The organism is Variovorax davisae, assembly GCF_030316845.1.
Lineage (GTDB): Bacteria > Pseudomonadota > Gammaproteobacteria > Burkholderiales > Burkholderiaceae_C > Variovorax > Variovorax davisae.
Genome location: NZ_JASZYS010000026.1, coordinates 1 through 26,046, shown reverse-complemented (window position 1 = coordinate 26,046; position 26,046 = coordinate 1). Strand labels below are relative to the sequence as shown.

Below are 26,046 nucleotides of genomic sequence, written 5' to 3'. Positions count from 1 at the left end.
ATCCTTCAGTAGTTCGCCGCCGCCAGACGTGCCTCAATGAACGTTGCGACCTACCTACGAGAGTCGCAGCTAGCCTTGGGGTCCGTCGCCACCATCGACTTGCCGCCGTGGTTTCGCGTGGGCACGCATGGTGGATTTGCGCTGCCCTTTAGGAACAGCCACTTTCTCCGCTCTCTCCACTCTCTCCTGCGCCGCAGGAGGATGCAGTCGAACGTGTCGGAAAAACTTGGAGGGCTCCAATTGAAGACCTCCCAGGATCCGCATCACCACTGCGAACGAGGGGTTCTGCTTGCCCTGTTCCAGAGAAAGAACATAGGTTCTGGTCAGTTCAACCTCGTTCGCAAAATCCTCTTGCGAATATTCCAGTCGCTGGCGCTCGTAGCGAACGGCCGCACCAAACATCTCGCTGTAGCTCGCTGTTTCGTTGACAACCAGATGGGGTAGTCGGCGCCTACTGGGCGTGCTCGCGCCCACCATCTCGGCAGCGCTTCTGGGTTTGAGATGAAGCTTTCGGAAAAACGACTCGGGTGCCGTTTCGAGGCCTTCCAGAATCGCCATCAGACTGCCCAGCGTCACGTTCTTTGCGCCGCGTTCCACGTGTCCGACATAGGCGCGGCCCAAGCCCACCTGCGCCGCGAACCGCTCCTGAGAGATCTTTGCGTGCTCCCGTGCTTCACGCACCAGTTCACCCAGCATTTGCAGGTAGTCGTCATGTGGCGTGCTCGGCGAGGCTGTTTCCATCGGAGCGGCATGCTCCATCCCTGTGCTCGGCAAGGCCACTCTAAACAGGACGGTTCTTGTCAAGACGACGTCCTAGAGATAACATATTGTCAGCACGATTTGCCCTGCCTTCACTGGAGCGATCTGTTCCCAATTGGAGTCGCGAGGCCAATCAGGATGAAGTGAATTTTTGGCGAAAAGACAAAAAGTGAAGCGGATTATCAGAATCACCATCGGTCAATCGAACGAGATGTCGTTTCCGAAGGGATGCCGCGGCGCAGAGGTCGCGCGCAACTCGCCGACCCATGGATCGAGATTCGAACCGGCGCTGAGCGCCGAACGCCCGGCGGGAGGAACGCACTGCGACGCCGAACACGGCACAGATGCCGGGCAACCAATCGTGACCGGTGTCGCAGCAGATTTTTTGGACTGGGCAAGTGCGCCAGAACCCTCGATGCGCTTTCAACGCTGCTTCGCAAGATCGAACGGGCATTGCCGCCGCAAGCTCCGCAATGACAAGGGAAGTCGAACGATGAGGGATCTCAGGTGAAAGAGGTCGAAAGCGACCACGACCCCGAGGGGGTGCCCACGGCCGGCTTTTCGAAGTGCTGGTACGGAACCTACGGGGAGGGGCGCCAACCCTTCGAGCTTTTCCTTCCTACCTCCATCATTGCAACGGTAGAGGAAGAGGTACAGCGGCGTGAAGCGCAGGTGAGAGAGCGTCATCGTGCCGCGGCCATTGCTGAGCGGCTGCGCGAGGCCGAGGAGCGGAAGGCTTCGAGCGCGCGCGCCAAGGAAATGGATGAAAGTCCAAGCGAGGTTGACGGGGCCGCTTTCATTGCTGCGTTTGACCGACTTCCTTCAGACTACGACCCTGCTCGCATGCACCGGGTGCTCTGCGGGCCAGAGCTCCGAGGTGCGGCATCGCGAGCGCGCGCAATGCGTGACGGCGACTTCAAAAAGCACGACGCCGATGTTCTGCAACGCATGACCAAGTCCGGGGCCTTTCGAAAGGTCGCCAACCCTGGGTTTGATCCGGAGCAATGGGCTCGGGACCTGGCGTTCCTGATGGATGCACACCCGCAGATGCGAGAGGTCACGCAGTTCGTTGCAAGCCGCGTCACGTTGTCCCTGCACAGCCAAGGCCCGCTGATGGTCCCGCCCATGCACCTGTTCGGCCCGCCCGGCGTCGGCAAAACGCACTACGCCAAGGACTTGGCCCAGGCATTGGGCGCGCCCATTCGTATCCAGTCGATGGAGAACGCCCAGTCGACTGCACTCTGGCATGGCACGGAACGCCATTGGTCCACGGCGTCGCATGGCATCGTCTTCGAGCAGATCGTCCTCGGCGACGTGGCCAACCCGATCTTCCTGGTCGACGAGATCGACAAGGCGCCGCAGGAGGCTCGATACAACCCGCTGGCGGGGTTCCATTCGCTGCTGGAACCAGCGACCGCGTGCGCCGTGCGGGACGCCGGGCTCGACATCATCTTCGACGCCAGCCTAGCCATCTACATCGCCACCTCCAATGAGCCACGCAAGTTGCCTGAATCGTTGCGCTCGCGATTTCGCGAATTTGCAATCCAGCCCCCACATGGCGAGCAGGCGCTGCGAGCAGCCCACGTGGTCGCCACCGCAGCCGCCCTGAAGGTGAGCGTGCCCAACTTCGCCCCCCCTGAACCCGCGCTATCGCGAATGCTCGCCCACCTGAGCGCGCGCGAGATCTACCAAGTCGTGCAGGACGGTGTGGCGCGCGCCGTCCAAGGCGGAAGACTGCGCTTGATCCTCTCTGACCTACCTGCGGAGGTGGTCGGTGACGACGACGAGATGTCCCCGATGCTGCATTGACGAGTTGCTGTTCCGCGGATATTGAACCCCTGTTTCGAGGACTCCACACATGGCCATGCCACAACAACGAATGGATGCGTTCATCCGGGCCGGGGAGATCCTTTGGAGCATCGCCAAGACCACCGAGCACATCAAGGAATGGGGCGCTGCGCTGCCAGAGAGCCTCGTAGACGAAGCCCGAACGACACTATGCGACTACCCAAGTTCCCAGGAGCTCGAGTGGTGGACGGTAGATGGGCAAGGGACCATGCACACATGGATGGCCGGCGAGATTCGGGGCATCGAGCAACAGGACAGTGTGTTTGATCGCTTGAAAGTGGCCGTCGGGCAAGTCGTCGCAGAGATGGCATCCGACGGCTCGCCATTCGACGGCGACGCGTTTCTGCACGCGTGGCTTACTACCCGGCACCCCGCGCTCGGCTATCACAAGCCGGCTGTGCTCTTGGACCCTGAAATGTTCGTCCGGCTCATCTTGGCCGAACTGTCCGTGTCACGCGAAGCAAGACGAGTCTTCCAAAGCGAAGAGAAGGCTCATCGGTGGCTTCGCAGAGTCAATCGCTCGCTGTGGGCCATCCCGCTTGAGATGCTCGGCACCGGTGCTGGGCAGCGCACGGTCATGGAAAAGTTGCGTCAGATAGCCCGTTCCGAGTCGGCGAATCGATGAGCAACCCCGGTGCATCTGCGTTTGATACCTCAAGGCGAGGACGTCACTTGACACCACTCGAGCAACCCAAGGCGCTCATTTCCCCAAGTGCTCAACGACGAGAGCATCAGCTTTGCGACGACGACGATCCGCGGGTCGCCTGGCTGTTGAGACGCTAAATGATCACGCTGTTTGAAAGGAAAATCAGCATGACGATGGCACACGAAGGGCGCTGGGCCCTCGAATGGGCTGGCGAGTTGATGGGGGAGCTCGCCCTTTCACCCGAAAAGCACGAGGAGCTTCGGGGCGGGCAGGTTTCGCCCCAGCTGCTGCAACTCGCCCACCGAGTCCTGGGCATTGCCCGGAGCCGTGGCAAATTGAAGCAGCGGCCAAGAACTGCGGGCCTCTTTGTTGGGGGATCGGCGAAGAGCCTTCGCGATAGGTTCGGCGCTTCAATCGAATCGATCTCCCGCAACGCGCGGAAGGGGCCGGAAATGATGACTCGGTACACGTTCCACGATCACGTGAGCCTCGCACTGCACAGGGCGGCGGTGCAGATGTTGAACGAGGATCCCTCGCTTGTCGCCACGGCGCAGGCGACGCTCGAGCGTTGGATCCAGAGGGGCGATCCGCACACGCTTGTGCTTTGGGAAGAGTGGAGGGCCATCTTGAACAAGAGCGATTGGATGCGTGCCCTCGCGGAGACAGAGAGGGGACAGCAGCTGCGCAGCGCCTCTCCCTTGCCGACCTTGCTTCCCAAAGCCATTCGCCTCGATGTCCTGGCGCTGGCGCAGGCGCGGCGCGACGCAAAGAAGTAGGTCGGCTTAGGGCCAACCTCTGAGATGTACGAATCAGAGCGGCAACGGTCGGCGGCTCGGCAGCGAGATAGGTTGTGTTGAACGCGCGGACGGAAAGGGGCTTACATGAAAATGAGGAAGAGCTCGAGGGCGAAGTTGAAACGTCGGACGTCCGGCAGTGGAACAGCGGTGGTTGGCCGTCTTTCGCGGGGTACATCGGTCCACAAACTCATTCCGTTAGATTTGGACTTCGGCCCCGCCTTCTTGAACGTCGAGCTGTTGACTGTTGGCTCGGCGCGTATCTGTTGGGCAAGGTTGATCCGGGAGTCCACGAAGCACGGGCGAGCGTTTCTGATTCAGGAGGCCACTAGCGCCGGAGCGCCGTGCGCGTTGCTGATAAATCCGGATGTTCTGAACGAGCGGCTTAAGCAGATGACGAGGCCAACGCGAACAGGCGCCCAGATCCTGGAGAGCTTGCCGTTCAAGCGTCGTGGTTCGCCTCGACTGACGGTTGAGATCGAGGACGACGTCTCTCCGGCGCTGATCGTCAGGACGCGAGGCGGTGCGGTGATCGTGTCACCTGAGGGTGGCGAAGACTAGGCGGCCTCTTGGCCATTCTCATATCGACCTGACCGGTGGGTCACTCGACGAGACGCTCAGTCTGCGAAAGGTCGGGTCGACAGCCAGCGAAAAGCTACAACCTGTTGGCGACGGCTGAACTTTGACCCGGGGATGGATGCCGGCATCGTGGATGCCGACTGCGGATAACTGTAGCTCTTTCCTCCTTTCTTGCTTTGTTTGTTGATGCTCGCTCGATCGCTCCAAGAGGGCGCGGAGGGCGAAGCCAGTAGCGTATCGCCGAGCAAAAGTGCACGCACTCCGAGCGCGACACGATGGCGAAGACCCGCATCGACGTCATTTGGTTGGCCACCGAATGCATCGGCATGCGCGCCGGCGCTGTGGTCGCCGAGATCGGACCTCTTCTCAAGACAACCATAGTGTTCCAAAATCATCACCGTGACCTCCAATATTCCTTTCGACTTTCCGAGTGAAATCGGAGGTGCGGTGCCAGGCGCTCAACCCAAGTTGCTTGTCCGAAAGATCGGCGACAGATACGTCTCGGAACGGAGCGAAGAGGAACGAGCAGAGCGCTACGCGATCTGCGTCGACATGGTTGAGCAGTTGAAGCCGCGCGCCCAACGCCACCACGATGAACATCCTGACTGGGGACGTCAGGGTGTTCAGCAGCGGCTGCACGCGGCAATACGCGCAAAAGGCTGGGATTTCACCGAAGCCGAGATTCAATGGATCGTCAGAAGCGCGTGCCTCACACTTTGAGCTGCGGGCCCTCAGGAATTAACGCGACATGCCTCTCGTCCCAGATCGTGACGTGCCTTGCCTGCGAGCTCTGTATATAGGGCCAGTGGACAAGGCGCTGTCGCCTGTGTGCGACGAAGGCACGATCGTCTTGCGATTCAAATCGCGCCGCCGTTTCTTGGCTGGTCCCCGTCGGGGAATTGGCGTAGGCTTCGCTGCATGGCGATGCTCATTCTCAGTCTGATGCTCACCTTGTTGGTGATCTCAAGCGTCGTGGGCGTCAGACTGCTGATGGACAAGGCCCACAAAAAGCCCGATGGGTGTGGCAGGAAAGGCGACCAGCCCGCCCGGCCTCAGTGAAAATCCCGCGACACCGTCGGCAACCTGCCGAGCAGCGGCGTCAGGTCTTCAAGCTGGTGCGCGACCAGGCTGCGCAGTTCGCCCTCGCGCTGCCAGGTCCCGTGCACGGCCAGCAGTCGGGCATTCAGCAACTCCTGGCGTTGCGTTTCCCGCAGGCTCCTCCACGCGATCACCTGCACGACCCCTGTTTCGTCCTCGAGCGAGACGAAGATGACACCCTTGGCCGTTTCCGGCTGCTGCCTCAATGTCACGAGTCCGCAGTAGCTGACGTCCTCGCCATTGGGCAGGTCCTGCAGGTCTGCGGCCGCCATGAGCCCCCGCTTCGACAGCGCCGGGCGAAGCAAGGCCAACGGGTGCCGGCGCAGCGTCAGGCCCGTCGCCGCGTAGTCGAACATGATCTCTTCACCCACAGGCGCCGGAGGGAGTTCCAGAAGATCCTCGTCCACCGGGGCATCGCGAAGCAGCCGGGGCGTCGCGCGCAGGGCGGTTGCGTCCCACACCGCGTTCCGGCGATGCCCGCTCAGGCTCTTCAATGCATCGGCGCCGGCCAGCAGCTTCAATTCGTGGAGTTCGAGCGCGGCCCGTCGCGCGAGGTCCTCGGCGTTGTCGAACAGGCTTTCATGCCGGGCCTCGACGATCCGCTGCGCCGATTCCCAGCGAAGGCCCGAGAGCATGCGCAGGCCCAGGCGAACCGCGGGCCGGTTCGGCAGGTTCTCGAGCGTGCAATCCAGGTCGCTGTGCAGGACGTCGGCCGGCCGGACCTCCACGCCGTGGCGCTTGGCGTCCTGCACGAGTTGGCTCGGGCTGTAGAAGCCGAGCGGCTGCGAGTTGAGCATGGCCGCCAGGAACTCGGCCGGGTGGTGGCACTTGATCCAACAGCTGGCGTAGACGAGCAGGGCGAACGAGGCCGCGTGGCTCTCGGGGAAGCCGTACTCGGAGAACCCTTTGATCTGCTCGAAGATCTGCTCGGCGAAAGCCTTCTCGTAGCCACGCTCGGTCATGCCGTTGACGATCTTGGCGTAGTACCGCTCGAGGCCGCCCTTGCGCTTCCACGCCGCCATGGCTCGCCGCAGCCCGTCCGCCTCGCCCGGGGTGAATCCCGCCGCGATCATGGCAATCTGCATCACCTGCTCCTGGAACACCGGGACACCGAGCGTGCGGCCCAGCGCTTCCTTCAGCGCCTCGCTGGGGTAGCTCACAGGCTCCAGCCCCTGCCGCCGGCGCAGGTAGGGATGCACCATGCCGCCGACGATCGGCCCCGGCCGCACGAGCGCCACCTCCACCACGAGGTCGTAGAAGCATTGCGGCTTTAGCCGCGGGAGCATGCTCATCTGCGCGCGGCTTTCGATCTGGAACACCCCGACGGTGTCCGCGCGTGAAATCATCTCGTAGGTGACCGCGTCCTCTGGAGGGATGTCCTGCATCCCGAACAGGTAGCCCTTGCGCTGGCCGATGAACTCCAACGACTTGCGGATGGCAGTCAGCATGCCCAGCGCCAAGCAGTCCACTTTCAGGAACCCGAGCGCATCGAGGTCGTCCTTGTCCCATTCCAGGACCGTCCGGTCGCGCATGCTCGCGTTCTCGATAGGAATCATGCGCGACAGCGGCCCGCGCGTGAGGACGAAGCCGCCTGTGTGCTGGCTCAGATGGCGCGGGAACCCGAGCAGCTGGCCCGTCAGCAGCATCAGCTGCCGAACCTTCAGGTCGTTCAGCGAAAGCCCGATCTCGACCAGCCGTTCCGGCATGACCGTCTTTCCGTCGAACCACTTGTGGTCCTTCGCCAGCTGCTCCACCATCTCCAGCTCGAAGCCCAGGGCCTTGCCGACGTCGCGGATGGCGCTCTTCGGGCGGTAGCTGATGACGACGCCGGTGATGGCCGCGCGGTCCCGGCCGTAGCGCTGGTAGAGGTACTGGAGGACTTCTTCCCGGCGTTCGTGCTCGAAATCGATGTCGATGTCCGGCGGCTCGTTCCTTTCCTTGGAGATGAACCGCTCGAACAGGACGCTCATGCGTGCCGGATCCACCTCGGTGACCCCGACGCAGTAGCAGACCACGCTGTTGGCGGCGCTGCCGCGGCCCTGGCACAGGATGTGGCGCGAGCGGGCGAACTGGACGATGTCAGCAACGGTCAGGAAGTAGTGTTCGTATCGGAGGTCGGCGATGAGGTCGAGTTCGTGCTCGATCTGGAGCTGAACCTTCGCCGGCATGCCCTCGGGCCAGCGCCGCCCGGCGCCCTCGTAGGTGATGCGGCGAAGGTAGGAAGAGGTCGTCTCGCCCTCCGGCACCACTTCGTCGGGATACTGGTAGCGCAGTTCCTCCAGGCTGAAATGACACCGCGCCGAGACATTGAGCGTCTCGGCCAGCAAATCTTCCGGGTACGTCTGGGCCAGCCGAAGGCGCGTCCGCAGGTGCCGCTCCGCGTTCGGCTGCAAGTCGAGTCCGCACTCGGTCAACGGCCGGCCCACGCGTGTGGCCGCGAGGACGTCGTGCAGCGGCTTTCGCGATCGCACGTGGAACTGCACGTCGCCGGTGGCGACCAGGGGAATGGCGGTGTGCTCGCTGATCTGCCGCAATCGATAGAGCCACATCTCGTCATCGATGAACCGCAGCAGATCCACGCCGAGCCAGCACCGTCCCCTGAAGTGGGCGAGCAGCCAGAGCCCGACCGCCTCGAGCTGCTCAGGCGAAGACATGCGTTTCGGGCAGGCGACGACGACGCAGTCCCCGAGCGCTGCCGCGGACAGGTCGTCGAACGGCAGTTCGTACTTTCCCTTTTCCGACTTGCGCCGCAGTTTCGTGATGAACTCGCACAGGTTGCCGTAGCCATTGAGGTTGCAGGCGTACACGACAAGCGTGAAGGGGTGGTCGCAGTCGACCTGAAACTGGCTGCCGACGAGCAGTTTCAGGCCGTGCTCCTTGGCCGCAACATGGGCACGAACGATGCCGGCCAGGCTGCACTCGTCGGTGAGGGCCAGGCCCTGGTAGCCGAGCTTGGACGCCCGCTCGACCAGCTCGTCGGGTTGGCTGGCACCGCGAAGGAACGTGAAGTTCGAGATGCAGCGCAGCTCGACGTAATCGGGGAGGGTGACCATGGCTCAGGCGAAGACGCCGTGGAGGAACCAGGCGCTTTCCTCGTTGGCCAAGCGCGTCTGGAAGATCCACAGCACGCCGGCGTGTTCGCTGAGGGCAACAAAGTAGTCCCGTGAAACGTGTCGGGTCCCCGACGACGTCGGGAGTGTCGCCGCGTCGACTTGACGGTCACAGGGGCGCTCGCCCACACGGTCGAACCAGCCGTACTCGATCCGGTGCGGTCCCGCCAGCAACTGCAGCGGCCCCTGGTAGAGCGGATGCGACTCCCGGGACGCCAGTCGCAGCGGCTTGGGCAGGATAAACGTGGGCTGGGGGCAATCCAGGCGACGCGCTATCTGTCGTGGCCGCTTCTCCGGTGCTGGTTGCCAGTGACACATCCACTCCGGGCGATGGTCTTCGGCCACGACAGGTCGAAGCACGCGTTCAGGGCCCAGCCTCGCGGCGATGCGTTCCAGCACCAGCGCCAGCCCCTCGCCACCCGGCACGGTCTCCGGCAGCAAGGAAAAGCTGGCTTCTTTGAGCGGTTGCACGTCGTCCGCGGTCATGGCTAGGTCGCCGACCGGCGCGAGCAGTTCGACCTTGGCCAGGGTTTCGGCCAGGAGCCTGCTCAGGTGTTCGATGTTCCTAGTCGGCTCCGCGGTTCGGACGGTCAGCTCGCCCCCGTCGCCGGCCGTCTTGGCCCGCATGGCGTCGTGGCACCACTTCAGCGTGAAGGCGGTGACCCCGGAGCGCCGGGCCGCCAGCCAGGCGCACAGCTGCAAGAGCAACCGGCGCGCACCGAACAGCATCGCCGGCGCGAGTTCGATGCGCGACATCAGTTCCAACTTGGCTTCGAAGCGGTCGGGCAGGGTGGCCCAGGCGTGCGCTTCGGGTTTGAGGCCATAGGCCTGGTCGAGCGCACCGACCAACGCCTTGTCGAAACGTCGGCTCAGCCCGCCGCGGGGCAGGGCGCGCACCTGGCCCAGCGTCTGGCAGCCCACGCGCGCGAGGATCGCGGCGTGCGCTGCGACCGGCGCCAGGACCTCGATGGGCAGGTCGTCGAGCAGCGCCTCGAGCGGTTTGGCAAACCCGTTTGACTGACCATTGCGGGCCACGGCCACCGCCGCCAGGCTGGTCGGGGCCCAGGCCAACTGGCCCACGCCCAACTCCTGCGTTTCCACCTTCACCCGCTCCACGAGCTTCCGCTTGCCCCCGAACAGGCGCACGCTCGCCTCGAGCTCCATCACGACCGCCGAAGACAGCGAAGCCGCGTCGATGACGCTAACGCGCGGGGTGAACTGGAGGCACCAGATCGACAGGCCGCGAATGGCTTCAGTACGCTGGGAGTCGGTGAGCAGGCGGTCGGGAAGTAGCGCTGCCCAGAGCATGGGAAGTCTCTGTTGAGGTGGCGCGCGGTTTGCGCGCGGCCAGGAGCACGCTCGGCTTCGACAGCCGGGGCGTGATGAGTGGCGCGAGGCCGCGCGGAATCGAGGGAAGGTGAAGCACGCCGTCATGCACGCCGCCCTTTCGCTTCAACAGGTGAACCCGAAGCTCCCAATCGATGCCCACGCTGACCTGCAGCCGCAGCGGCGCCGCGGATGGTTCGTGCACCGCGGCCGCCGGGCGACAGAGGAACACCGGGCTATCGCAACTTTGTGCGCACACCTGCAGCCGCCGGATTTGTTCCTGACGCGCCTGCGGGAGCCAGGACACCACCATGCCGGCTGCGTTGGCCTTCACCAACTGTTCGGTGACCCACAGGCGTTCCGCCGGGTTCGCAGCCTGAATCCAGACCAGGCGGCGTTCGTCGATGCCTTCGTCGCGCAGGCCGGGCAGGTGCGGGGCCTTGGGGGGTCCGACGATGACGATGTCTTCGCCCTGGGCGACCACCTCGCGCATGGCCGGCGCCAGGAGTCGCCACTCGAGCACTGTCGGCTGGGCTTGGAGCACCTCGGTGAGGGAGCGAGCAGGCCAACCTCCACCGGGAAGTTCGGCGTCCAAGGCCCGATAGCCGCTGGCGACCACCCGCGTGACCGGCGAGCCCAGCTGATCGCCGCGCCAGATCGCGGCCTCGACGGACGCAGGAAGCTCGCCGGGTCGAAGGACGGGCTTTAAAGGACGGGGCGGCGGGGCCGGCGCGTCGTCATCGTCGGCCCAGTCCAGTAGGGCGGCCATGTCGGGCTCCGAGGCTGTATGGATATACAGTATCTATCAAATCAGCTGCGAAATGGCTTGGCCCCTGATCGAAGTCGGATTTGGGCGACGAACGGCGCTATCCGCGGGCCGTCCCAGGGACGCGCTGACGCCGTGGCGGCCTGAGTTCGTTGGCCCCGGACTCGGTCATAGCCAAGTGGGGGAGGCAAGCCGGCCCGCAAGTCGGACTCCAGCAAAATGCGCGGATGTGCAGCCATTACCAAGCCGAGAAGCGCCGCAAGCAGATCGAAAAGCACTTCGGCATCCAGCTGCCTCCAAGCTGGGAGCCACCGCCGGGCGCCCTGCACATCTATCCGACGCAGATGGCGCCGTTCATCCGCCGGCCGCCCGAGCGCGAGTCGGGCGACGAGGCGGTGCCCGACTTTGAGCTGGTCGAGGGCCATTTTGGTTTGCTGCCCGGCTTCGCCAAAGAAGTCAAATACGGCCTCAAGACGTACAACGCCCGCACAGAGACGGTCCGCGACCTGCCGAGCTTCAAGAACGCCTGGGCCAAGCCTCGGCACTGCATCGTGCCGTGCGAGGCGATCTACGAGCCGGACTGGCGCTCGGGCAAGTTTGTCCCGACGCGATTCACTGCAGCCAACGACGAGACGCTTGGCGTCGCCGGGCTGTGGTCGCCCTGGAAGAACCCCGAGAGCGCCGAGTGGGAGCTGAGTTTCGCGATGCTAACGGTCAATGCCGACGCACATCCCCTCTTCAAACTGATGCACCGGCCGGATCCGAAGCGCCCGCCGGAGCAGCAGGACAAGCGCATGGTCGTGATCCTGCCGCAGGCGCAATACGGCGAGTGGCTCGACGCGCCGCCGGAGCGCTCGATGGAGTTCATGAGGCAGTTCCCGGCCGAGCGACTTGCGATGGTGGCTGAGCCGGCGCCGCCGAAGGCGTCCAAGGCGAGCGCCACGCCTGCCAACCCGCCGCCCGCTCAGCCCCCGCTCTTGTAAGGCCAGCGCGATGGCGATTGACCCCTCGCTACTTTGGCGGCGAGAACCCGATTCTCTTCATCGCAGCCGCCAGCGGCTGGCGAGCCGTCCAATAGTCGGCCCATGGATCTGTCGTCTGAAACGACAGGTGCTCGCGCGCCGTGGCGATGGTCCACTGCGCACCGCTCTTCAGCTTGGTCAGCTCATCCCAGGCCACGGGCATCGAGACGCCGAGCCCGGGGCGCGCACGGGCAGAAAACGCGACCGCCGTGGTGGCGCCGTGCCCATTGCGCAGGAAGTCGACAAACAGCTTGCCGACCCGGTTCGAGGGACCACTCTTCGCCACGAAGCGTGCGGGGATGGTGCGCGCGAGGTGCTGCACCACCGCCTGCGAGAAGCCCTTGACCGCCTCGTAGTTGAAGCGCGGTGCGATCGGCACCACGACATGCAGGCCCTTGCCTCCGCTGGTCTTCAGCCAGGCAGGAGGCCTAGTTCCGCCAGCAGAGCGCACCAGGATCGCCGCCTCCTGGACGTGTTGCCAGGACGTGCCTTCGCCGGGGTCGAGGTCGAAGATCATGCGATCCGGCTTGTCGATGCTCTTCGCCGTGGAGTTCCAGGTGTGGAATTCGATGACGTTCATCTGCGCCGCCGATGCCAGTGCTTGCGCGCTGCCAACTTCCAGCAGTGCGCCGTGACCCGGCCACAGCCGGGGGTCCAGTTCCTTGATGCCGGGGATGCTGATCTTCTCGTCGTGTTTCTGAAAAAAGAGCTCGCCCGTCACGCCGGTCGGCCCGCGCACCAGCGAGCACGGCCGGCTCTTCAGGTGCGGCAGGATCCAGTCCGCCACCGACTCGTAGTAGCGCACCAGGTCCAGCTTGGTGAGGCCCGAGCCGGGGTCGATCACGCGCTCGGCGTTGCTCACCTTGATCCTCCCGGTGGCCGTCCTGCCTGCCGACTTCACCGGCCCGGCCTCCGCAAGCGTCCTGGCAGTCTCGCGCACGATCGCGCTGGCCGGTTTGTCGGTGCGCAGCGAAACGTAGGACGCATGCCGGATCTGCCCCTCGGGCGTCCATTCGGCGAAGGCCACCTCGGCGACCAGGCGCGGCGCCACCCAACGCTCGCTGCCCGGGGCGCGCCTGGACCACCGCCCGGGCTTCCCCGCGCCCGCAGGGAAGGGCGGCTCGGCGACCTCGATCTTGACCAGCTTGCGCTTCAACGCCGCGGCCTCGTCCGAGTCCCAACCGGTGCCGACGCTGCCGACCGACACCAGCGTGCCGTCCGGCGCATGCACGCCGAGCAGCAGACTGCCGATCTGCGGTGAGCCGTCCGACCGGTCGGTGTAGCCGGCGACCACGAACTCCTGGCGCTGCTGGCACTTGAGCTTGAGCCAGGTCTCGGTGCGACGCGAGGCGTAGGGCGCGTCGGCGCGCTTGGCGATCACGCCCTCGAGGTTCATGCGGCAGGCCGAACTCAACACCGACGCCGCGTCGGCTTCGAAGGCGGCGCTGAAGCGGACGTGATCGGTCGCCTTCTCGTCGAGCAGTGCCTTGAGCTACTGCCGGCGCGACACCAGCGGGGCCTCGCGCAGGTCGTAGCCCTCGAAGTAGGGCACATCGAACACGAAGTAGACGATCTGGGCATTTCCCTCGCCGAGGTCGAAGGCCTTCTGCAATGCGTTGAAGCTGGGCAGGCCGTTGTCGTCCAGGACCACGATCTCGCCATCCAGCCAGGTTGACTTGAGGCCCAGGTTTTCCAGCTCGCGCGTCAGCCCGGGCATTTTGGCCGACCAATCGTGGCCGCCGCGCGTCACGAGCGCGGCCTTGCCGCTGTCGATACGGGTCATGATCCGGTAGCCATCGAACTTGATCTCGTAGAGCCATTGGCCGGCCGCCGGGACGCCGGTGGCCAGGGTTGCGAGCTGGGGACTCATCTTGGCGGGGGGCGGTGCCTTCACGGCCCCCCGTACCGTGTCGTTCGCGCTGCGGGCGCGATTGGCTGAAGTAGCACGGGCGCCAGCGACCTTGGGCTCCGAAGGCGCCGGGCGCAACGGCTTGGCGACCACGCTGTCGGGCAGGGCCGAGACGACGTCGTAGTCCGCCTTCGGTCGCGCGAACGCGTCTTTCTTTTTGAACAGGATCCAGGGCTCCTGCTTCTCGCCGCCCTTGGCGATCTTGACCAGCTCCCACAAGCCGGCCAGCTTCTGGCCGTGCAGGTGGAAGAGCAGCTTGCCTTTCGCCAGGCTGTCCCGCGGGTCGCCCACGGGCTCCCAAGTGCCGTTGTCCCAGACGATCACCGTGCCAGCGCCGTATTGCTTGGGTGGAATCGTGCCCTCGAACGATCCGTAGGACAGCGGGTGGTCCTCGACATGGATCGCCATGCGCTTGTTGGCGGGGTCGAAGCTGGGCCCTTTCGGCACAGCCCAGGAAAGCAGGACCCCATCCAACTCGAGGCGGAAGTTGTAGTGCAGCCGGCTGGCCGCGTGCTTCTGGATGACGAAAGAAAGCGCCTTGCCTTCGCGCGGCGCATGTTCGCCACGCGGTTCGGAAGTGACCGCAAAGTCGCGCTTCGACCAGTATTTTTCGAGCGGATCCAGGCGACTTTCGCGGGCGGCCATGCCGAAATCTACAAGGCCCGCCTGGCCGCGCCGAGTGACGCGCTCGCCCGTCGCGCGCGCTTCGCGGGCTTGCGTGGCCCGAAGGGCGAAAGCAGGGACGAAGGCCCGGGGACTGTCGCTGGCGGCTTGGTGATGGTGGTCATCCCATCGGCAAACGCCCGGCACCCGCGCTCGAACTCCGCTACTGCCTCAAGGTATTCACGTCGGGCGGACTTCGAGCTCACGAGCCCAGCCCTCTGGTTCGTATGTACGTCTGTAGCACGTGCCACGCCCTCAAAAGTGCAAGGAGAATCATGAAGACCTCTTCGAAGTCGACCGGGCCGCCGGTTTCTTGGGAGCAGATTTTGCGCCTGTGCGTCCTTGGGAGGTCGATTTCGCGCGAGGTGCGGATCTGTTAGTGCCAGGAGCGGGGGCCGGCTTTGCAACCCGCGACAACGATGCGATCAGTCGTGCCTTGTCGTCCTCGAACGCCTTCGGGAGGCGGGGCATGGCGGCCTCGTCTGGCTACTTCTTTTTGAGATAGGCGCGGACAGCCTCGGCACTGCTGCCGACGGCTCGCACCGCTTCCTTGAGCTGCTCGGCGGTGCACCCGAGCGATTGGGTCCAACTCTGAACCTCATGCGGTTCGGTCAAGGAAATCAACTTCCGGTCGAGGCCGGTTTTCTTCGGATCGTCTTCCATCTTGAACTCCTGGAGGTGCGGGCGGACCAGCCTTTCAACGCCGGTTAGCGCTTCAGATGTTCTCTCCGTGTCAGGGAAAGAAAGTGGGCGCATGGCGCCATGCGCTGCCAGTCAACTTCCATGCCTGTCGCGCTCAACGACCAACTCGCAGCGCTGTTCGGTGCTTTTTACAGTAGAGACACCAGCCCATCCCCTCAGGGCAGACGGGCTTTCCGCTTCAAATGAACGATTGCCGCCGGCTGAACTCCTGCGCTGACGACGGCGACCGTTCAGAGCTGACGCTCGCGCTTTTCATTCGCGACCGACTGCTCCACGTTGAAGCTTCAGCGGCGGGGCGATCTCACCCGGCGAGGCGTAGAGATCACACATCAGTGCATTCTGCCGCGTCCCGTTGGGGACGCCTACTGATCGATGAAGGGTGAAGCACGCTCCGCTCGCGTGATGTCCCAGTCATCGATGAACGCGCGCGATCTCTGGGCGAGTGCCGCGATGGCGCTCGCACGATCACCGTACTTCCCGGCGAGGGCAATGCGACATCGGTGCCCGTTCTTCCAGTGCAGGTCGGCATGCCCTGAGGACACGCCATCCAAGCCTGCTCCATCCAACTCAATCACCACAAACCAACCGTCGTATTCGAACCGATGAAGAGCAGCGTCGGGCGACATTGCCAAGACCTCCAACCGTAAGCCTCACTCTCTCCCTTCCAACTGAAAAATATAGCTTGGCGGCTCGCCGTTGTCAGCTATTAGACCGATGAGTCAAGCGGTCTCAACCAATCGATGGCATCCGCCTTGGCTCCATGGCTCGCTCGTCGCACCACCGTCCAGTCTGCAAGCTGACGTTGTAGGTCAGGTTCCGGCGCAGGCCTTGGCATTCATCGACGCAGAAGCTCAGCGAAGAGAATGGAAATCATTCTCATGAACCTGTCGGATCGACCTCGCTGACCTCATCCAGAGACTCGCCAGGGAGGAGGGCGCTCGGCAGCTGACGGCGGGTGAGTGGCTGGCCGACCTGGACAGACAGGATGTCGCCGGTGTGCCGCAGCAGATTGTCGAGCGCACGGAGGAGCGTCCCTCGGACGACGCCGGAAAGGATGGGTCCTCATAGCGGGGGCACATTGGGGCGTCCGATACCATGACATGAGGCGAGCCGCCTGTCCTGAGCTTAAGAGTTCCTCTTCGGGCCGACCGCCTAACGTCAGGAACATCGGTCCCCGTATCGTGTGGAGGCGCTCGTCGCGAGGCCTTTCGATCGAGCGATAACGCGCTGGTTATCGGGCCTGATATGCGCGCTAGGACAGACAGAAAAGTCCCAAATGGAGAGAATTGGGCCTTTCGAACTGATCGCCTGGAAAGCGATTCTGGGCACGTTGCAGGCGCACGGCTGAACAAGCTTGCCGTCTGAAGTTTGGAGTGCCGAGCGCAGGCGGGTCGTTGCAGGATCATGCAATTCTCTCAAGCTGTGCCTTGAACGTGGCCCCTCGAGGGCCCGAACTCCCATTTCGATGGCGGACGGAGCGGACGCCCGACTCGTCGAAGGCAAGGTCCCTAGATAGCAAGCAGGGGCTATGACTGCAATGCCTTGGGACCGGCCGTCCATACCGAGGTGTCCTCGGCACTGGATGACTGGACGGGCCCGACGGCGTAAGTTCGCCGGTCCAGCCGGGAACGACCGCATCGCTGCACCTGAGACATTCGCGGTCAATATCGCCGAGGCAACTGAAAAGATGATGATCCGGAGGCCGCCTACTGCGCTTTGACTGAAAACTAGATCGCTTGACTGAAAAGTTCGATGAGTTCCTACACGCGCTGTAGGGACTCAGCGAAGATTTCAGTAGCTCGCTGGGAACGGTCGTCCGGTTCGACACTACTTTTCAGTAGTTTCGTTCAGCGAAGATTTCAGTTTCCTAAGGGGGCCGCTCCGCCGCTCCGTCAAACCGCGACGTAGGTGGCGGCAGCGCGCCGTTTAGCAGGTCCAATTTGTGTTCCCGTCAAGGGTAGTCCGATACCTGCCCTTGCGAGGCGCAACGCCGAACACTGCAGCGGCCTGAGGGCAGGTGTTGGACAAGCCTCGAGGGAGGAAACCGCGGAATGCCCCACGGGAGCATAGGTAGGCCGGCACCGCTTCGGGGCCGGCGCACGGGCGCTTGGCATTAACGCGATCCATTCATTGGCGGAGGTGCGAGCCAGGCGGCGAAGGCGTGCGCGTCGGCCAGTGCGGCGAACTCGGCGAAGAACCGCAGGCGGGCACAACGAACGCGCTCGAGTTCTTCGAGGAAGCGCCGCCGGAACAGCCGCGAGAGCACGCTCACCGACAGGAGGAGCCGGGCCTGCAAGCAGAACTCGCCGTCCGGTGACAGCCCCCGCCTGGAGCAATGCCATGCACGAGAGGAAGATGCGTCAGCGCCGATCCCCAGGTGTGCAGCACCAGGGTCGCTCCGATGCTGGCACCCATCATCTAGTGGCGGCCTTGTCGCCGAGTCCGCCGCGCGCGGTGTTCATGACGATGACGCCAGCCTTGCACTGCGCTGGCGTGTCGTAGGAAAGCAAACCACGGAGCCGAACGATCAGGGCGCGAGGGGATCGGGCCGGGTCGTGCAAGTGAATGAAGACGCCGCATTTATGTCGCCACTTCCCTTGTACTGTGCGTACATTGGATAGCGGCAGGCCGGCATGGAGCGCAGCAACTTGGCATCGGTGACGCTCTTGTAGTAGGCGATCGGGGCGTCCGGGGGAAGCTCATTGTTCAACACCCATTTCTCCAGAATGCTCAGTGCGTCGATCTGCGTGGTGCCTCCAACGTTGTGGCTTCCACCAGGACCCACGTACACGCGCATGACTTGATCCGTCGTTGCCTGGCCCAGCTTGGAGACCACGCTTCGATAGTATTCGCCTGTGACCGTGAGCGGTGTCGCGTTGTCTGCCGACGGATGCATGATGATCACCTTTCCTCCCTTGGCGGCAAGGCCCGAGAGGTCCGGATTTGTCGCATCGAAGAGGGACGAGAGATACTGGAGCCGTCCAGCGTACGGCTTGGCATCAAACAGGTACGGGTTGAAGGTTTCGTCCTGCACGACGGCGTGCCGAATCCAGTACGTCGCGAAGTTGAGGATGCCGCCGCGCCCGGCCTCGTTGCCGCGTCCCGCAGGAAGGGTCTGGGATGGCGCAACTGTTCCCACTGGGTAGAAAGCGTACTGGAATCCTGTGCCGTCTTCGTCGCCGGTCACACCAAATCCCGGGAAGCGTGATATGCCGTTGGAAAGTGTGAAAGGCAGTTGAAATGGGTCACGAATGGCGTTGACAGATGCAATCTGCGAATCTGACAGACAACCTGAGCCGGCATTGCCATCCGGGCAGCGCAGACTTGCGGCATCGTTCGGGCAGGACAGGTACTTGGCAATGACACCATCCACTAAGCCGTCCTGCGCGTCACAAGAGGCGCGTGTTTTGTCTGCAATCAACTTGATGGCTGACTTGTCCAGGAAGCCGGTTGTCAGTTTGTCGCGGAGATTGTTGTCTGAGATATGAATGGCATTCCAACTCAAGACAGGAGACGTCGCGATGATGCCGTCGTAATCCGCATGGAAGCGCTGCGCCGCAATCAATGCTTCACGTCCTCCTGCCGATTCGCCGCTGAAGAAGATTTTGGAAGGCGCGGCACCGTATGCCGACTTCACCACGGCCACCGCCACGTCGCGAGTCTTCTTGACTTCATCGCCGCCCCAGTTGCGCATCGCTTCATCGTTCTTCGTAAACTGATAGTCGCTGGAGGCGTGGCCCCCGTCACTGCCGAAAGTCACGTAACCCAGAGTGATGGGGTAGGGAGCGTCCACCGGATTGGGGTCGAAACGTCCTGAGCCCTTGTTGCCCGGCGCTGAGATCAGTTGGCCGCCCAACCCTCCGCCCCCGGACTGAAGCAAACGCCGGTTCCAATTCTTCAAAGGTAGATTGATGTTGAACTTGATCGGCGGCGCTGCAGCGTCCACCGACGAGATGTATCCCTGAACGACGCAACGGGCAGGCGTCTCGAGCAAATGCTCGCCTTCTGAGTCCGGGAAAGGAGCAACTGCGGCTGTCGAGACTGCAGTTTGAACCAGCGCCCCCTTGGTCGGAAGCCCAATTTGGTCAGCTGGAATGGTCATGCCGGCCAAGCTCTCACAACTCTTGAGTTCCACTGTTTGCGGTGCAACAGGTTGAGAAGGGGATGGGTTTGCCGCGGAGGAATTGGGTGGAGGAACGAAGGCGGGGTTCCAGCCGTTGCCTCCTCCCCCGCAGGCCGCCAAAACCGTGCAAGCGCTCGCGGCGAGCAGCTGTACTCCGTGCAAGGGTGTTCTCGACTTCAAGTAGCGCATCTGTGGTCTCCAGCTTGTTATAGAACAGACCCAGAATATGACTTGGTAGTTGGAACGTCAATTGGTTGCAACATCAACGATACAAATCATTGTTCGGTGTTTACCCGAGTCAGTCGATGGATGCTCGGTTTGGAAAAACTGCGGTGGATCTTTCCAATGCCGGCCGGCAGGGTCGGTTCGACCTTCATGCACTGGTGGCCTGGTGGCATCAGCCATGAAGCAAGACTAGGGCACCTGTGTTCCTCAATTTAAAGCTCGGTGTAGCCCTGGGTGCTGAGTGCTACGTGCTCCACGCTAAGTGCTTATCGCGTTGAACCGGAGAATGCAGGAGCTGCGTGAATCCTCACTCCACTGGCTGTAGGCCGGTCAAGATCTTAGAGCGACGTTGAGCAGACCTGCCTCGCGTTTCGAGGTCCTCGGCCCGACGTTCAGCCGTCCGAATGCCGGTTCACGAAATTTGGGCATGCAAGGACTTGCTCGGATTGTTGCGAAAAGATGGTCTGACCTGCGGCTGTTGGTCTGCTGAGGAGCCCTCCAGCCGATGGGTCCTTGGCTTGGTGGGCAGCGACGCCGGTTTTGGATTGCCGGTGCCTTGGACTGATACTCGGCTCGCTGCCATCCGACAGGTGGTGTCACGGTGCGACGTCGAGGGGATAGCGAGCAGCTGGACTTACACCCTCTGTACACCTTAAGAAAGAGACCGAGGTTCCGTGTTCTTCTTGCGCTGCAACGCATGGGGGTGATGCCGACCCAGGTGATCGCGCGTCGCGATCTCAACAGCTGGCAGGTTCTCATGCAGCCGGCGAAGCAAGTCGAGAAGCACTTTGCGCTCGGCCGCCGTCAGTACCGACAGAAATGCTCGTTCGCGCGCGATGGCGATGTCGCGGATTTGGTCGTGCATCTTTCGGCCCATCGGCGTTAAAGTCGCGATTCGTGCTCGGCCGTCCTGTGGGTCGAGCGCGAGCTCAATGAAGCCGCGTGCCTGCATGCTCTTAAAGCAGCGACTCATCGACGCTTTGTCCATGCCGATAATCCCGCAGGCCTTCTGCGCCGAAATCGACCCTTCGATCGCCAGCAGCACTAGGACGCGCCAGCTCTCGATGCCGACTTCGAATGCAGCCAAATAGGCCTGGGACGCCCCGCTTGAAAGTTTGTTGGCTATCCAGGTGAAGTAAGCAGGAGCGTAGTTGTCGAGATTGATGACTTCACGAGCCCGCACGCTGCGATCTGACTGACGAGCGGACTTGGTAGCTGGGAGGGTGTTGGTACGTGGCATCACATTGAGGACGGCAGTTGATACGCCAACTTTAACTCCCTGAACGCCTCCGAGAAACGTCCCTCCGTGTGCATCTACACAAGTCGTCCTATTTGCCGATCTGGCCGTGAGGATCGATGACGAACTTGGTAGGCGCCCCGGCGTCGAACTGGGCATAGCCCTCCGGCGCCTCGTCCAGGGAGATCAGCTTGACGCCGACCACACTGGCGATGTCCATGCGGTTCCAGAGGATGGCCTGCATCAGCGCCCGGTTGTACTGCATGACCGGCGTCTGTCCGGTCATGAAACTGTGCGACTTGGCCCACCCCAGCCCCAGGCGGATGCTCAGCGAACCCGTCTTGGCCGCCTTGTCGACGCCACCAGGGTCGTCCGTCACGTACAGGCCCGGGATACCGATCTTGCCGGCCGCCCGAGTGACTTCCATCAGGGAATTCAAAACGGTGGCCGGCGCCTCGTGCTGCGCACCTTCGTGGCCATGACCGCGCGCCTCGAAACCCACGGCGTCCACCGCGCTGTCCACTTCGGGAACGCCCAGGATGGCGGCGATCTGGTCGCCCAGCGGGGTGTCGATCGACAGGTCGGCGGTCTCGAAGCCGACGGCCCTGGCGTGCGCGAGTCGGGCGGGGTTGACGTCGCCGACGATGACCACGGCAGCGCCTAAGAGGCGCGCGGAGGCCGCAGCCGCCAACCCCACCGGCCCTGCACCGGCCACGTATACCGTGCTGCCCGGACCCACGCCTGCCGTGACGGCGCCGTGGTAGCCGGTGGGCAGGATGTCCGAGAGGCAGGTGAGGTCGCGGATCTTCTCGATCGCCTGCTCGCGGTCCGGGAACTTCAACAGGTTGAAGTCGGCATAAGGCACCATCACGTACTCGGCTTGTCCGCCGACCCAGCCGCCCATGTCCACGTAGCCGTAGGCACCGCCTGGACGCGATTCGTTGACCGTCAGGCACACACCGGTCTGGCGTTCCTTGCACAGGCGGCAGCGTCCGCAGGCGACGTTGAAAGGCACCGAGACGATGTCGCCCACGGACAGCGTTTCGACGTCCTTGCCCGCCTCGATGACCTCGCCGGTGATCTCGTGACCCAGAACCAGTCCGGCAGGCGCGGTGGTTCGCCCGCGCACCATGTGCTGGTCGGAGCCGCAGATGTTGGTGGTCAGCACCTTGAGGATCACGCCGTGGTTGGCGGTTCTTCCATGGGGGTTCAGCAACTTGGGAAAGTCTATCGGACGCACTTCTACCTTGCCCTGCGATACGTAAACGACACCTCGGTTTGCAGCCATGCTATATCTCCTTGTTTTCTGGGTTTTAGGAATCGGACTGCTCTACAGTTGCCTGCTTTTTTAGAAGCTCCGCGACAATGCGACGGGCACGGTTGGCGCCGGCGTCGACATGGATATCGATCCAGCTGGCCTTGTCGCCGAACTCCAGCATGTTCCGGTATTGCGCCTCGATGATGGTGCGATCCTCATCGAACGTGAACGCGGTCTGCTGGATTACGGCGTCGATGTTTTCGGGCATGTCGGGATGCTTAGTACTCGACATGCTCCAAAAATAGTGACACGTCTCTTCGGTTTCGGGCGTGATGCCGTGAAAGCCGCGCATGTGGAAGCCGCCACGGTCTGGGTCATCGATCGCGTCCGTGCCGGGTTCCACCGCGCCGGTCCAGATTCGCAAGTGGGTGACGTCGAATTCGATCTCCTGCCAGCGCTCACATTTGTCACCGAAAGGCCAGGCCGCACGGTAGGTGGGCGGCGGCGACGAGTTTGGCATCAGGCGCACGACCTTGACCTGGTCGCCTTCCGAGCTCACCTTCATCGGCGCGTTCATGTGCAACTTCGCGTCGCCACCGATGGTGTGCAGGTGCACGTAGCCGAGGTGGCTGAGGTCCAGTAGGTTGTCGTGGATGAGTTGCCAGGGCGACTGGTAGTGGTAGTTGCCGCTGCCAAACTTGTAGCGCGGGTCGTCGTGGAATGGGTAGTCGGGCGGCGCGCGGTTCGGCTCGGCCGCCGCGTCGCGCGGCATCCAGATCCAGATGATCTTGTTCTTCTCGAGCACGTGGTAGGCCTTCACTTTGGCCTTGGACGGAATGCGCTCCTGACCCGGAATCTCGATGCATTGCCCATTTGGTGCGTAGAGGAGGCCGTGGTAGCCGCAACGCACGCCGGTTTCCTCGACGGTGCCGCAAGAAAGTGGCAGCGAGCGGTGGCAGCAACGGTCTTCCAATGCCGCCACCTGGCCTTCGCCGGTACGGAAAAGAACGACCTTCTGATTCAGGAAGGTGCGCGCGATGGGCTTGTCCATGAGTTCGGAGGAGAAGCCGGCCACGTACCACTGGTCGAGCGGGAAACGGCTCTCGGCCGCAGCGGCGGCGACGTTCTTGATGGGGATGCAGGTCGTAGTCATCGGGGGATCTCCTTGAGGGGAAAGGGAACGGGTCAGAGGTCGAGCACCAGCAGCGGCGAAAGCGCGCGCGAGCAGCACGGCGTGAACTGGTCGTTGGCGGCGCGTTCGGCGTCTGTGAGGAAGCTGTCGCGGTGGTCGGGCTTGCCTTCGAGAACGCGGGTCAGGCAGGTGCCGCAGACGCCCGCCTCGCAGGAGGTCGGGATTTCCACGCCATGAGCCGCCAGCACCTCGATGACCGTCTTGCCGCTCGGGATCTGGCAGCTCAAGCCCGTGCTCGCGACGCGGACCTCGAAGCTGCCGTCCGACGCCAGCGCCGTCGCCACGCCTGCAAAGTACTCTCGATGCAGGTTCGTGTCCGGCCAGCCGAGCCGCCTCGCGGTATCGAGTACGTGGTTCATGAAGCCGTTCGGACCGCACACGTAGAGGTGAGTGTCTGCCGCCGGTTCTGCGAGCACCCGCTCGGCATCGAACTTCTGCGCGGGCACGTCATCGGCGTGGAGGACGACGTTGCCCGCAAACTCCGCCGCTGCAAGCTCCTCAAGAAATGCCATCCTCCCTGCGGAGCGGCCGCAGTAGTGCATCTCGAAGCTTCGTTCCTGCGCGTGCAGGGCGCGAGCCATGGCAAGGATAGGCGTCACGCCGATGCCGCCCGCGAGCAGAAGGCTGTGCGGCGCATCGACCAGCGGGAAGTGGTTGCGCGGTGCACTCACGTGCAAGACATCGCCCGGCTGCACGCCGTCGTGCATGCCGGCAGATCCGCCGCGGGAGGCCGATTCGCGCAGAACGGCGATGCGCCAGCGGTGGCGCTCTGCGGGATCGTTGCTGAGCGAGTATTGGCGGATGACGCCGGGCGCGACGTGGACGTCGATGTGCGCCCCGGCCGAGAAAGGGGGCAGGGCACTGCCGTCATGGGGCAGCAGTTCGAAGCTGCACACGCCGTCGGCTTCTTCAATGCGTCGGGCGACGCGGACCTTCAGTTCATTGGTCATGGTGTCTCACTGGCCTTCGATCTCAGCGCATCGGCGGCATGCGGAAAGCGCTCGCGCACATAGGCCTGGGTCGAGGCTTCGACAGCTGGCAGGTTGGCGTGCAGCCGGCGCATCAGGCCGAGCAGCACCTCGACCTCGTCTTCGTCAAGCACGGAAAGGAAGGCACGCTCGCGCTCGAGCGCCATGCCCATGATCTGGTCATGCAAGTGGCGGCCCTCGGGGGTTAGCACGGCGATGCGAAGACGGCCGTCGGAGCCATCGAGTTCGGTCCGGATCAGGCCGCTTTCCTGCATGCGCTTGAAGCAGCGGCTGATCGATCCCTTGTCCATGCCGATCACGGCCGACACCTGCTGCGCCGAAGTTGTCCCCTCGACCGCAAGCAGGACGAGGCAGCGCCACGTCTCGATGCCGACATCGAAGGTGCTCAGGTAGTGCTGCGAGGCGCCGCGCGAGAGCTTGTTCGCGATCCAGGTCAGGTAGGCCGGGACATACCGGTCCAGATCCACGGTGTGGGGCGCGGCGCCGCCCTGCGGATCGGCGGCTGCGTGGAGCTGGCCGTCGGCCATGGCTTTGCGCATTGCCATCAGTGCACGGCCATCCCGACCCAACGCTCGAGCGTCTCGGGATCGTCGAGCAGCGCCGCGGCACGGCCGCTGTGGACCACCGTGCCATGGTCGAGGACGAGCGCGCGCTCCGCGTAGCCGAGCGCCTCGTCGACCTGCTGCTCGACGATCACGACGGCGATTCCGGTCTGCTGGCTCAGGTTGCGGAAGGCGTTCAGAAGTTCCAGCCGGATCAACGGAGCGAGACCTTCGAGCGGCTCATCGAGCAGCAGCAGCGAGGGCTGGCCGAGCAACGCCCGCGCGACCGACAGCATCTGTTGCTCCCCGCCCGAGAGTTGGGCGCCGCCATTGCGGCGTCGCTCGGCGAGTCTCGGAAACAGGGCATAGGCCTCGTCCAGCGCGCCGCGCGACCGACGCTTGAGCCCGGCCAGCAGGTTCTCCTCCACGGTGAGCGAAGGAAAGATGTCGCGGGTCTGCGGCACGTAGCCCAGGCCGAGCGCTGCTCGCTGGTGCGGCGCGAGTGCCGAGACGTCCTGGCCCTTGAACCACACACGACCGCTGCGCAGCGGCACGAGACCCATGATGGCCCGCAACGCGGTCGTCTTGCCGACGCCGTTGCGTCCGACCATGGCCAGCCGCTCCTGGGCGGCCATCTCGAACGTGAGACCGTTGAGCACGGTGGTCGGGCCGTAGCCGGCAACCGCGGCCTCGAGCTGGAGAATGGGTTCTGCCATGTCAGTTTCCCAGGTAGGCGGCGCGAACCTTGGGGTCGCGGCGGATGTCGTCGGGAGAGCCGTCGGCGAGCACGGCGCCTTCGGCCAGCACCACGATCCGGTTGGCGAAGCGGAACACGAGGTCCATGTCGTGCTCGATGATCAGGACGGCCAGGTCGCTTGGGAGTGCGTCCAGCGCGTCCAGCAGACGCTGGCCATCGCCCTTGGGCACACCGGCCATGGGCTCGTCGAGCAGCAGGACCTTCGGGCGCAGCGCGAGTGCCAACGCCATCTCGATCAGGCGCTGTTCGCCGTAGGCGAGATCCTGTGTGGCCGTGGCTGCATGCGCTCGCAGCCCGAAGCGGGTCAGGATGCCCTGGGCTTCCGTCTGCAGGACCGGGTACGCATCGACGTTGCGCCACATCCTGCCTGTCAGGCCTTCGCGCTCGAAGAGTGCGAGCTCGATCTGCCGCTGCACCGCGAAATGCGGCGCCAGCGTAGTGATCTGGAAGGTCCGCGCGAGGCCGGCGCGCACTCGCCTGGCCTGGCTGAGCTGCGTGACG

The 26,046-nt window shown here is 63.7% G+C and carries 23 protein-coding genes and 1 pseudogene; 6 read left to right on the top strand and 18 right to left on the bottom strand.

The features are described from left to right. Nucleotides 1–69 precede the first annotated feature (69 nt). Nucleotides 70–804 carry a helix-turn-helix domain-containing protein gene (locus QTI33_RS34290; protein ID WP_286511079.1) on the bottom strand — a complete coding sequence of 245 codons (735 nt, stop codon included), beginning with the start codon at nt 802–804 and terminating at the stop codon, nt 70–72. A gap of 106 nt (nt 805–910) precedes the next feature. On the opposite strand from QTI33_RS34290, the gene QTI33_RS34285 reads away from it, so the two are divergent. From QTI33_RS34285 to QTI33_RS34270, 4 genes are all read left to right on the top strand, one after another. Then, the gene (locus QTI33_RS34285; RefSeq protein WP_286511078.1) at nt 911–1,270 is read left to right on the top strand and encodes a hypothetical protein; all 360 of its coding nucleotides are present in this window, start codon (nt 911–913) and stop codon (nt 1,268–1,270) included. Next, nucleotides 1,267–2,568 (top strand): AAA family ATPase, encoded by a 1,302-nt coding sequence (locus QTI33_RS34280; protein ID WP_286511077.1) that lies wholly within the window; start codon nt 1,267–1,269, stop codon nt 2,566–2,568. The genes QTI33_RS34285 and QTI33_RS34280 overlap by 4 nt, the downstream gene beginning before the upstream one ends. A 49-nt stretch (nt 2,569–2,617) precedes the next feature. Beyond that, a complete protein-coding gene (locus QTI33_RS34275; RefSeq protein WP_286511076.1) occupies nt 2,618–3,232 on the top strand; it encodes an MbcA/ParS/Xre antitoxin family protein in 615 nt (204 codons plus the stop codon). Nucleotides 3,233–3,390: 158 nt separating this feature from the next. Next, nucleotides 3,391–4,029 carry a hypothetical protein gene (locus tag QTI33_RS34270; RefSeq protein ID WP_286511075.1) on the top strand — a complete coding sequence of 213 codons (639 nt, stop codon included), beginning with the start codon at nt 3,391–3,393 and terminating at the stop codon, nt 4,027–4,029. A gap of 635 nt (nt 4,030–4,664) precedes the next feature. Here QTI33_RS34270 and QTI33_RS34265 read toward each other — a convergent pair. Continuing rightward, the gene (locus tag QTI33_RS34265; protein ID WP_286511074.1) at nt 4,665–5,021 is read right to left on the bottom strand and encodes a hypothetical protein; all 357 of its coding nucleotides are present in this window, start codon (nt 5,019–5,021) and stop codon (nt 4,665–4,667) included. A gap of 4 nt (nt 5,022–5,025) precedes the next feature. On the opposite strand from QTI33_RS34265, the gene QTI33_RS34260 reads away from it, so the two are divergent. Then, the gene (locus QTI33_RS34260; RefSeq protein ID WP_286511073.1) at nt 5,026–5,346 is read left to right on the top strand and encodes a hypothetical protein; all 321 of its coding nucleotides are present in this window, start codon (nt 5,026–5,028) and stop codon (nt 5,344–5,346) included. A 332-nt stretch (nt 5,347–5,678) separates the two neighbouring features. Here QTI33_RS34260 and QTI33_RS34255 read toward each other — a convergent pair whose 3' ends face one another. The 3 genes from QTI33_RS34255 to imuA are packed head-to-tail and all read right to left on the bottom strand — an operon-like array spanning nt 5,679 to nt 10,929. Then, nucleotides 5,679–8,777, bottom strand: coding sequence for an error-prone DNA polymerase (locus QTI33_RS34255; protein ID WP_286511072.1), 3,099 nt, complete (start codon nt 8,775–8,777; stop codon nt 5,679–5,681). 3 nt (nt 8,778–8,780) lie between these two features. Then, nucleotides 8,781–10,142 (bottom strand): Y-family DNA polymerase, encoded by a 1,362-nt coding sequence (locus tag QTI33_RS34250; RefSeq protein WP_286511071.1) that lies wholly within the window; start codon nt 10,140–10,142, stop codon nt 8,781–8,783. Beyond that, nucleotides 10,087–10,929, bottom strand: coding sequence for a translesion DNA synthesis-associated protein ImuA (gene imuA, locus QTI33_RS34245; protein WP_286511068.1), 843 nt, complete (start codon nt 10,927–10,929; stop codon nt 10,087–10,089). The genes QTI33_RS34250 and imuA overlap by 56 nt, the downstream gene beginning before the upstream one ends. A 224-nt stretch (nt 10,930–11,153) precedes the next feature. On the opposite strand from imuA, the gene QTI33_RS34240 reads away from it, so the two are divergent. After that, a complete protein-coding gene (locus QTI33_RS34240) occupies nt 11,154–11,909 on the top strand; it encodes an SOS response-associated peptidase (protein WP_286511066.1) in 756 nt (251 codons plus the stop codon). A 28-nt stretch (nt 11,910–11,937) separates the two neighbouring features. Here the strand turns inward: QTI33_RS34240 and ligD are convergent, their stop codons facing one another. From ligD to QTI33_RS34175, 13 genes and pseudogenes are all read right to left on the bottom strand, one after another. Then, complete coding sequence (gene ligD, locus QTI33_RS35245) at nt 11,938–13,431, bottom strand: DNA ligase D (protein WP_353506376.1); 1,494 nt, start codon at nt 13,429–13,431, stop codon at nt 11,938–11,940. A gap of 9 nt (nt 13,432–13,440) precedes the next feature. Further along, on the bottom strand, nt 13,441–14,502 hold the full coding sequence (locus QTI33_RS35240; RefSeq protein ID WP_353506375.1) for a DNA polymerase ligase N-terminal domain-containing protein: 1,062 nt from the start codon (nt 14,500–14,502) through the stop codon (nt 13,441–13,443). Between the two features lie 504 nt (nt 14,503–15,006). Further along, on the bottom strand, nt 15,007–15,183 hold the full coding sequence (locus QTI33_RS34230; protein ID WP_286511065.1) for a DUF3606 domain-containing protein: 177 nt from the start codon (nt 15,181–15,183) through the stop codon (nt 15,007–15,009). 401 nt (nt 15,184–15,584) lie between these two features. Continuing rightward, the gene (locus QTI33_RS34225; RefSeq protein WP_286511064.1) at nt 15,585–15,848 is read right to left on the bottom strand and encodes a hypothetical protein; all 264 of its coding nucleotides are present in this window, start codon (nt 15,846–15,848) and stop codon (nt 15,585–15,587) included. A gap of 1,441 nt (nt 15,849–17,289) precedes the next feature. Next, nucleotides 17,290–17,637 (bottom strand): annotated as a pseudogene (locus QTI33_RS34220) (transposase); the annotation flags it as partial. Between the two features lie 112 nt (nt 17,638–17,749). Continuing rightward, complete coding sequence (locus QTI33_RS34210) at nt 17,750–19,534, bottom strand: tannase/feruloyl esterase family alpha/beta hydrolase (RefSeq protein ID WP_286511062.1); 1,785 nt, start codon at nt 19,532–19,534, stop codon at nt 17,750–17,752. A 688-nt stretch (nt 19,535–20,222) separates the two neighbouring features. After that, on the bottom strand, nt 20,223–20,810 hold the full coding sequence (locus QTI33_RS34205) for a MarR family winged helix-turn-helix transcriptional regulator (RefSeq protein ID WP_286511060.1): 588 nt from the start codon (nt 20,808–20,810) through the stop codon (nt 20,223–20,225). Between the two features lie 88 nt (nt 20,811–20,898). Further along, nucleotides 20,899–22,095, bottom strand: a complete 1,197-nt coding sequence (gene fdhA, locus QTI33_RS34200; RefSeq protein WP_286511059.1) for a formaldehyde dehydrogenase, glutathione-independent — start codon at nt 22,093–22,095, stop codon at nt 20,899–20,901. A 25-nt stretch (nt 22,096–22,120) separates the two neighbouring features. Then, the gene (locus QTI33_RS34195; protein ID WP_286511058.1) at nt 22,121–23,218 is read right to left on the bottom strand and encodes a Rieske 2Fe-2S domain-containing protein; all 1,098 of its coding nucleotides are present in this window, start codon (nt 23,216–23,218) and stop codon (nt 22,121–22,123) included. 32 nt (nt 23,219–23,250) lie between these two features. Next, on the bottom strand, nt 23,251–24,207 hold the full coding sequence (locus QTI33_RS34190; RefSeq protein WP_286511057.1) for a PDR/VanB family oxidoreductase: 957 nt from the start codon (nt 24,205–24,207) through the stop codon (nt 23,251–23,253). Then, nucleotides 24,204–24,773 (bottom strand): MarR family winged helix-turn-helix transcriptional regulator, encoded by a 570-nt coding sequence (locus QTI33_RS34185; protein ID WP_286511056.1) that lies wholly within the window; start codon nt 24,771–24,773, stop codon nt 24,204–24,206. The genes QTI33_RS34190 and QTI33_RS34185 overlap by 4 nt, the downstream gene beginning before the upstream one ends. Before the next feature lie 17 nt (nt 24,774–24,790). Beyond that, nucleotides 24,791–25,504, bottom strand: coding sequence for an ABC transporter ATP-binding protein (locus QTI33_RS34180; RefSeq protein ID WP_286511054.1), 714 nt, complete (start codon nt 25,502–25,504; stop codon nt 24,791–24,793). A 1-nt stretch (nt 25,505) separates the two neighbouring features. Next, on the bottom strand, nt 25,506–26,046 hold a 541-nt coding region (locus QTI33_RS34175), incomplete at its 5' end, for an ABC transporter ATP-binding protein C-terminal domain-containing protein (protein ID WP_286511053.1).

What these genes read in the sequence shown, in the direction of transcription:
- QTI33_RS34270 (WP_286511075.1), top strand. Translation starts at nt 3,391, where the DNA reads ATGATCACGCTGTTTGAAAGGAAAATCAGCATGACGATGGCACACGAA.
- QTI33_RS34190 (WP_286511057.1), bottom strand. Translation starts at nt 24,207, where the DNA reads ATGACCAATGAACTGAAGGTCCGCGTCGCCCGACGCATTGAAGAAGCC.
- imuA (WP_286511068.1), bottom strand. Translation starts at nt 10,929, where the DNA reads ATGGCCGCCCTACTGGACTGGGCCGACGATGACGACGCGCCGGCCCCG.
- QTI33_RS34185 (WP_286511056.1), bottom strand. Translation starts at nt 24,773, where the DNA reads ATGGCCGACGGCCAGCTCCACGCAGCCGCCGATCCGCAGGGCGGCGCC.
- QTI33_RS34265 (WP_286511074.1), bottom strand. Translation starts at nt 5,021, where the DNA reads ATGATTTTGGAACACTATGGTTGTCTTGAGAAGAGGTCCGATCTCGGC.
- QTI33_RS34180 (WP_286511054.1), bottom strand. Translation starts at nt 25,504, where the DNA reads ATGGCAGAACCCATTCTCCAGCTCGAGGCCGCGGTTGCCGGCTACGGC.
- fdhA (WP_286511059.1), bottom strand. Translation starts at nt 22,095, where the DNA reads ATGGCTGCAAACCGAGGTGTCGTTTACGTATCGCAGGGCAAGGTAGAA.
- QTI33_RS34225 (WP_286511064.1), bottom strand. Translation starts at nt 15,848, where the DNA reads ATGTCGCCCGACGCTGCTCTTCATCGGTTCGAATACGACGGTTGGTTT.
- QTI33_RS34205 (WP_286511060.1), bottom strand. Translation starts at nt 20,810, where the DNA reads ATGCCACGTACCAACACCCTCCCAGCTACCAAGTCCGCTCGTCAGTCA.
- QTI33_RS34255 (WP_286511072.1), bottom strand. Translation starts at nt 8,777, where the DNA reads ATGGTCACCCTCCCCGATTACGTCGAGCTGCGCTGCATCTCGAACTTC.
- QTI33_RS34230 (WP_286511065.1), bottom strand. Translation starts at nt 15,183, where the DNA reads ATGGAAGACGATCCGAAGAAAACCGGCCTCGACCGGAAGTTGATTTCC.
- QTI33_RS34275 (WP_286511076.1), top strand. Translation starts at nt 2,618, where the DNA reads ATGGCCATGCCACAACAACGAATGGATGCGTTCATCCGGGCCGGGGAG.
- QTI33_RS35240 (WP_353506375.1), bottom strand. Translation starts at nt 14,502, where the DNA reads ATGGCCGCCCGCGAAAGTCGCCTGGATCCGCTCGAAAAATACTGGTCG.
- QTI33_RS34210 (WP_286511062.1), bottom strand. Translation starts at nt 19,534, where the DNA reads ATGCGCTACTTGAAGTCGAGAACACCCTTGCACGGAGTACAGCTGCTC.
- QTI33_RS34240 (WP_286511066.1), top strand. Translation starts at nt 11,154, where the DNA reads ATGTGCAGCCATTACCAAGCCGAGAAGCGCCGCAAGCAGATCGAAAAG.
- QTI33_RS34250 (WP_286511071.1), bottom strand. Translation starts at nt 10,142, where the DNA reads ATGCTCTGGGCAGCGCTACTTCCCGACCGCCTGCTCACCGACTCCCAG.
- QTI33_RS34195 (WP_286511058.1), bottom strand. Translation starts at nt 23,218, where the DNA reads ATGACTACGACCTGCATCCCCATCAAGAACGTCGCCGCCGCTGCGGCC.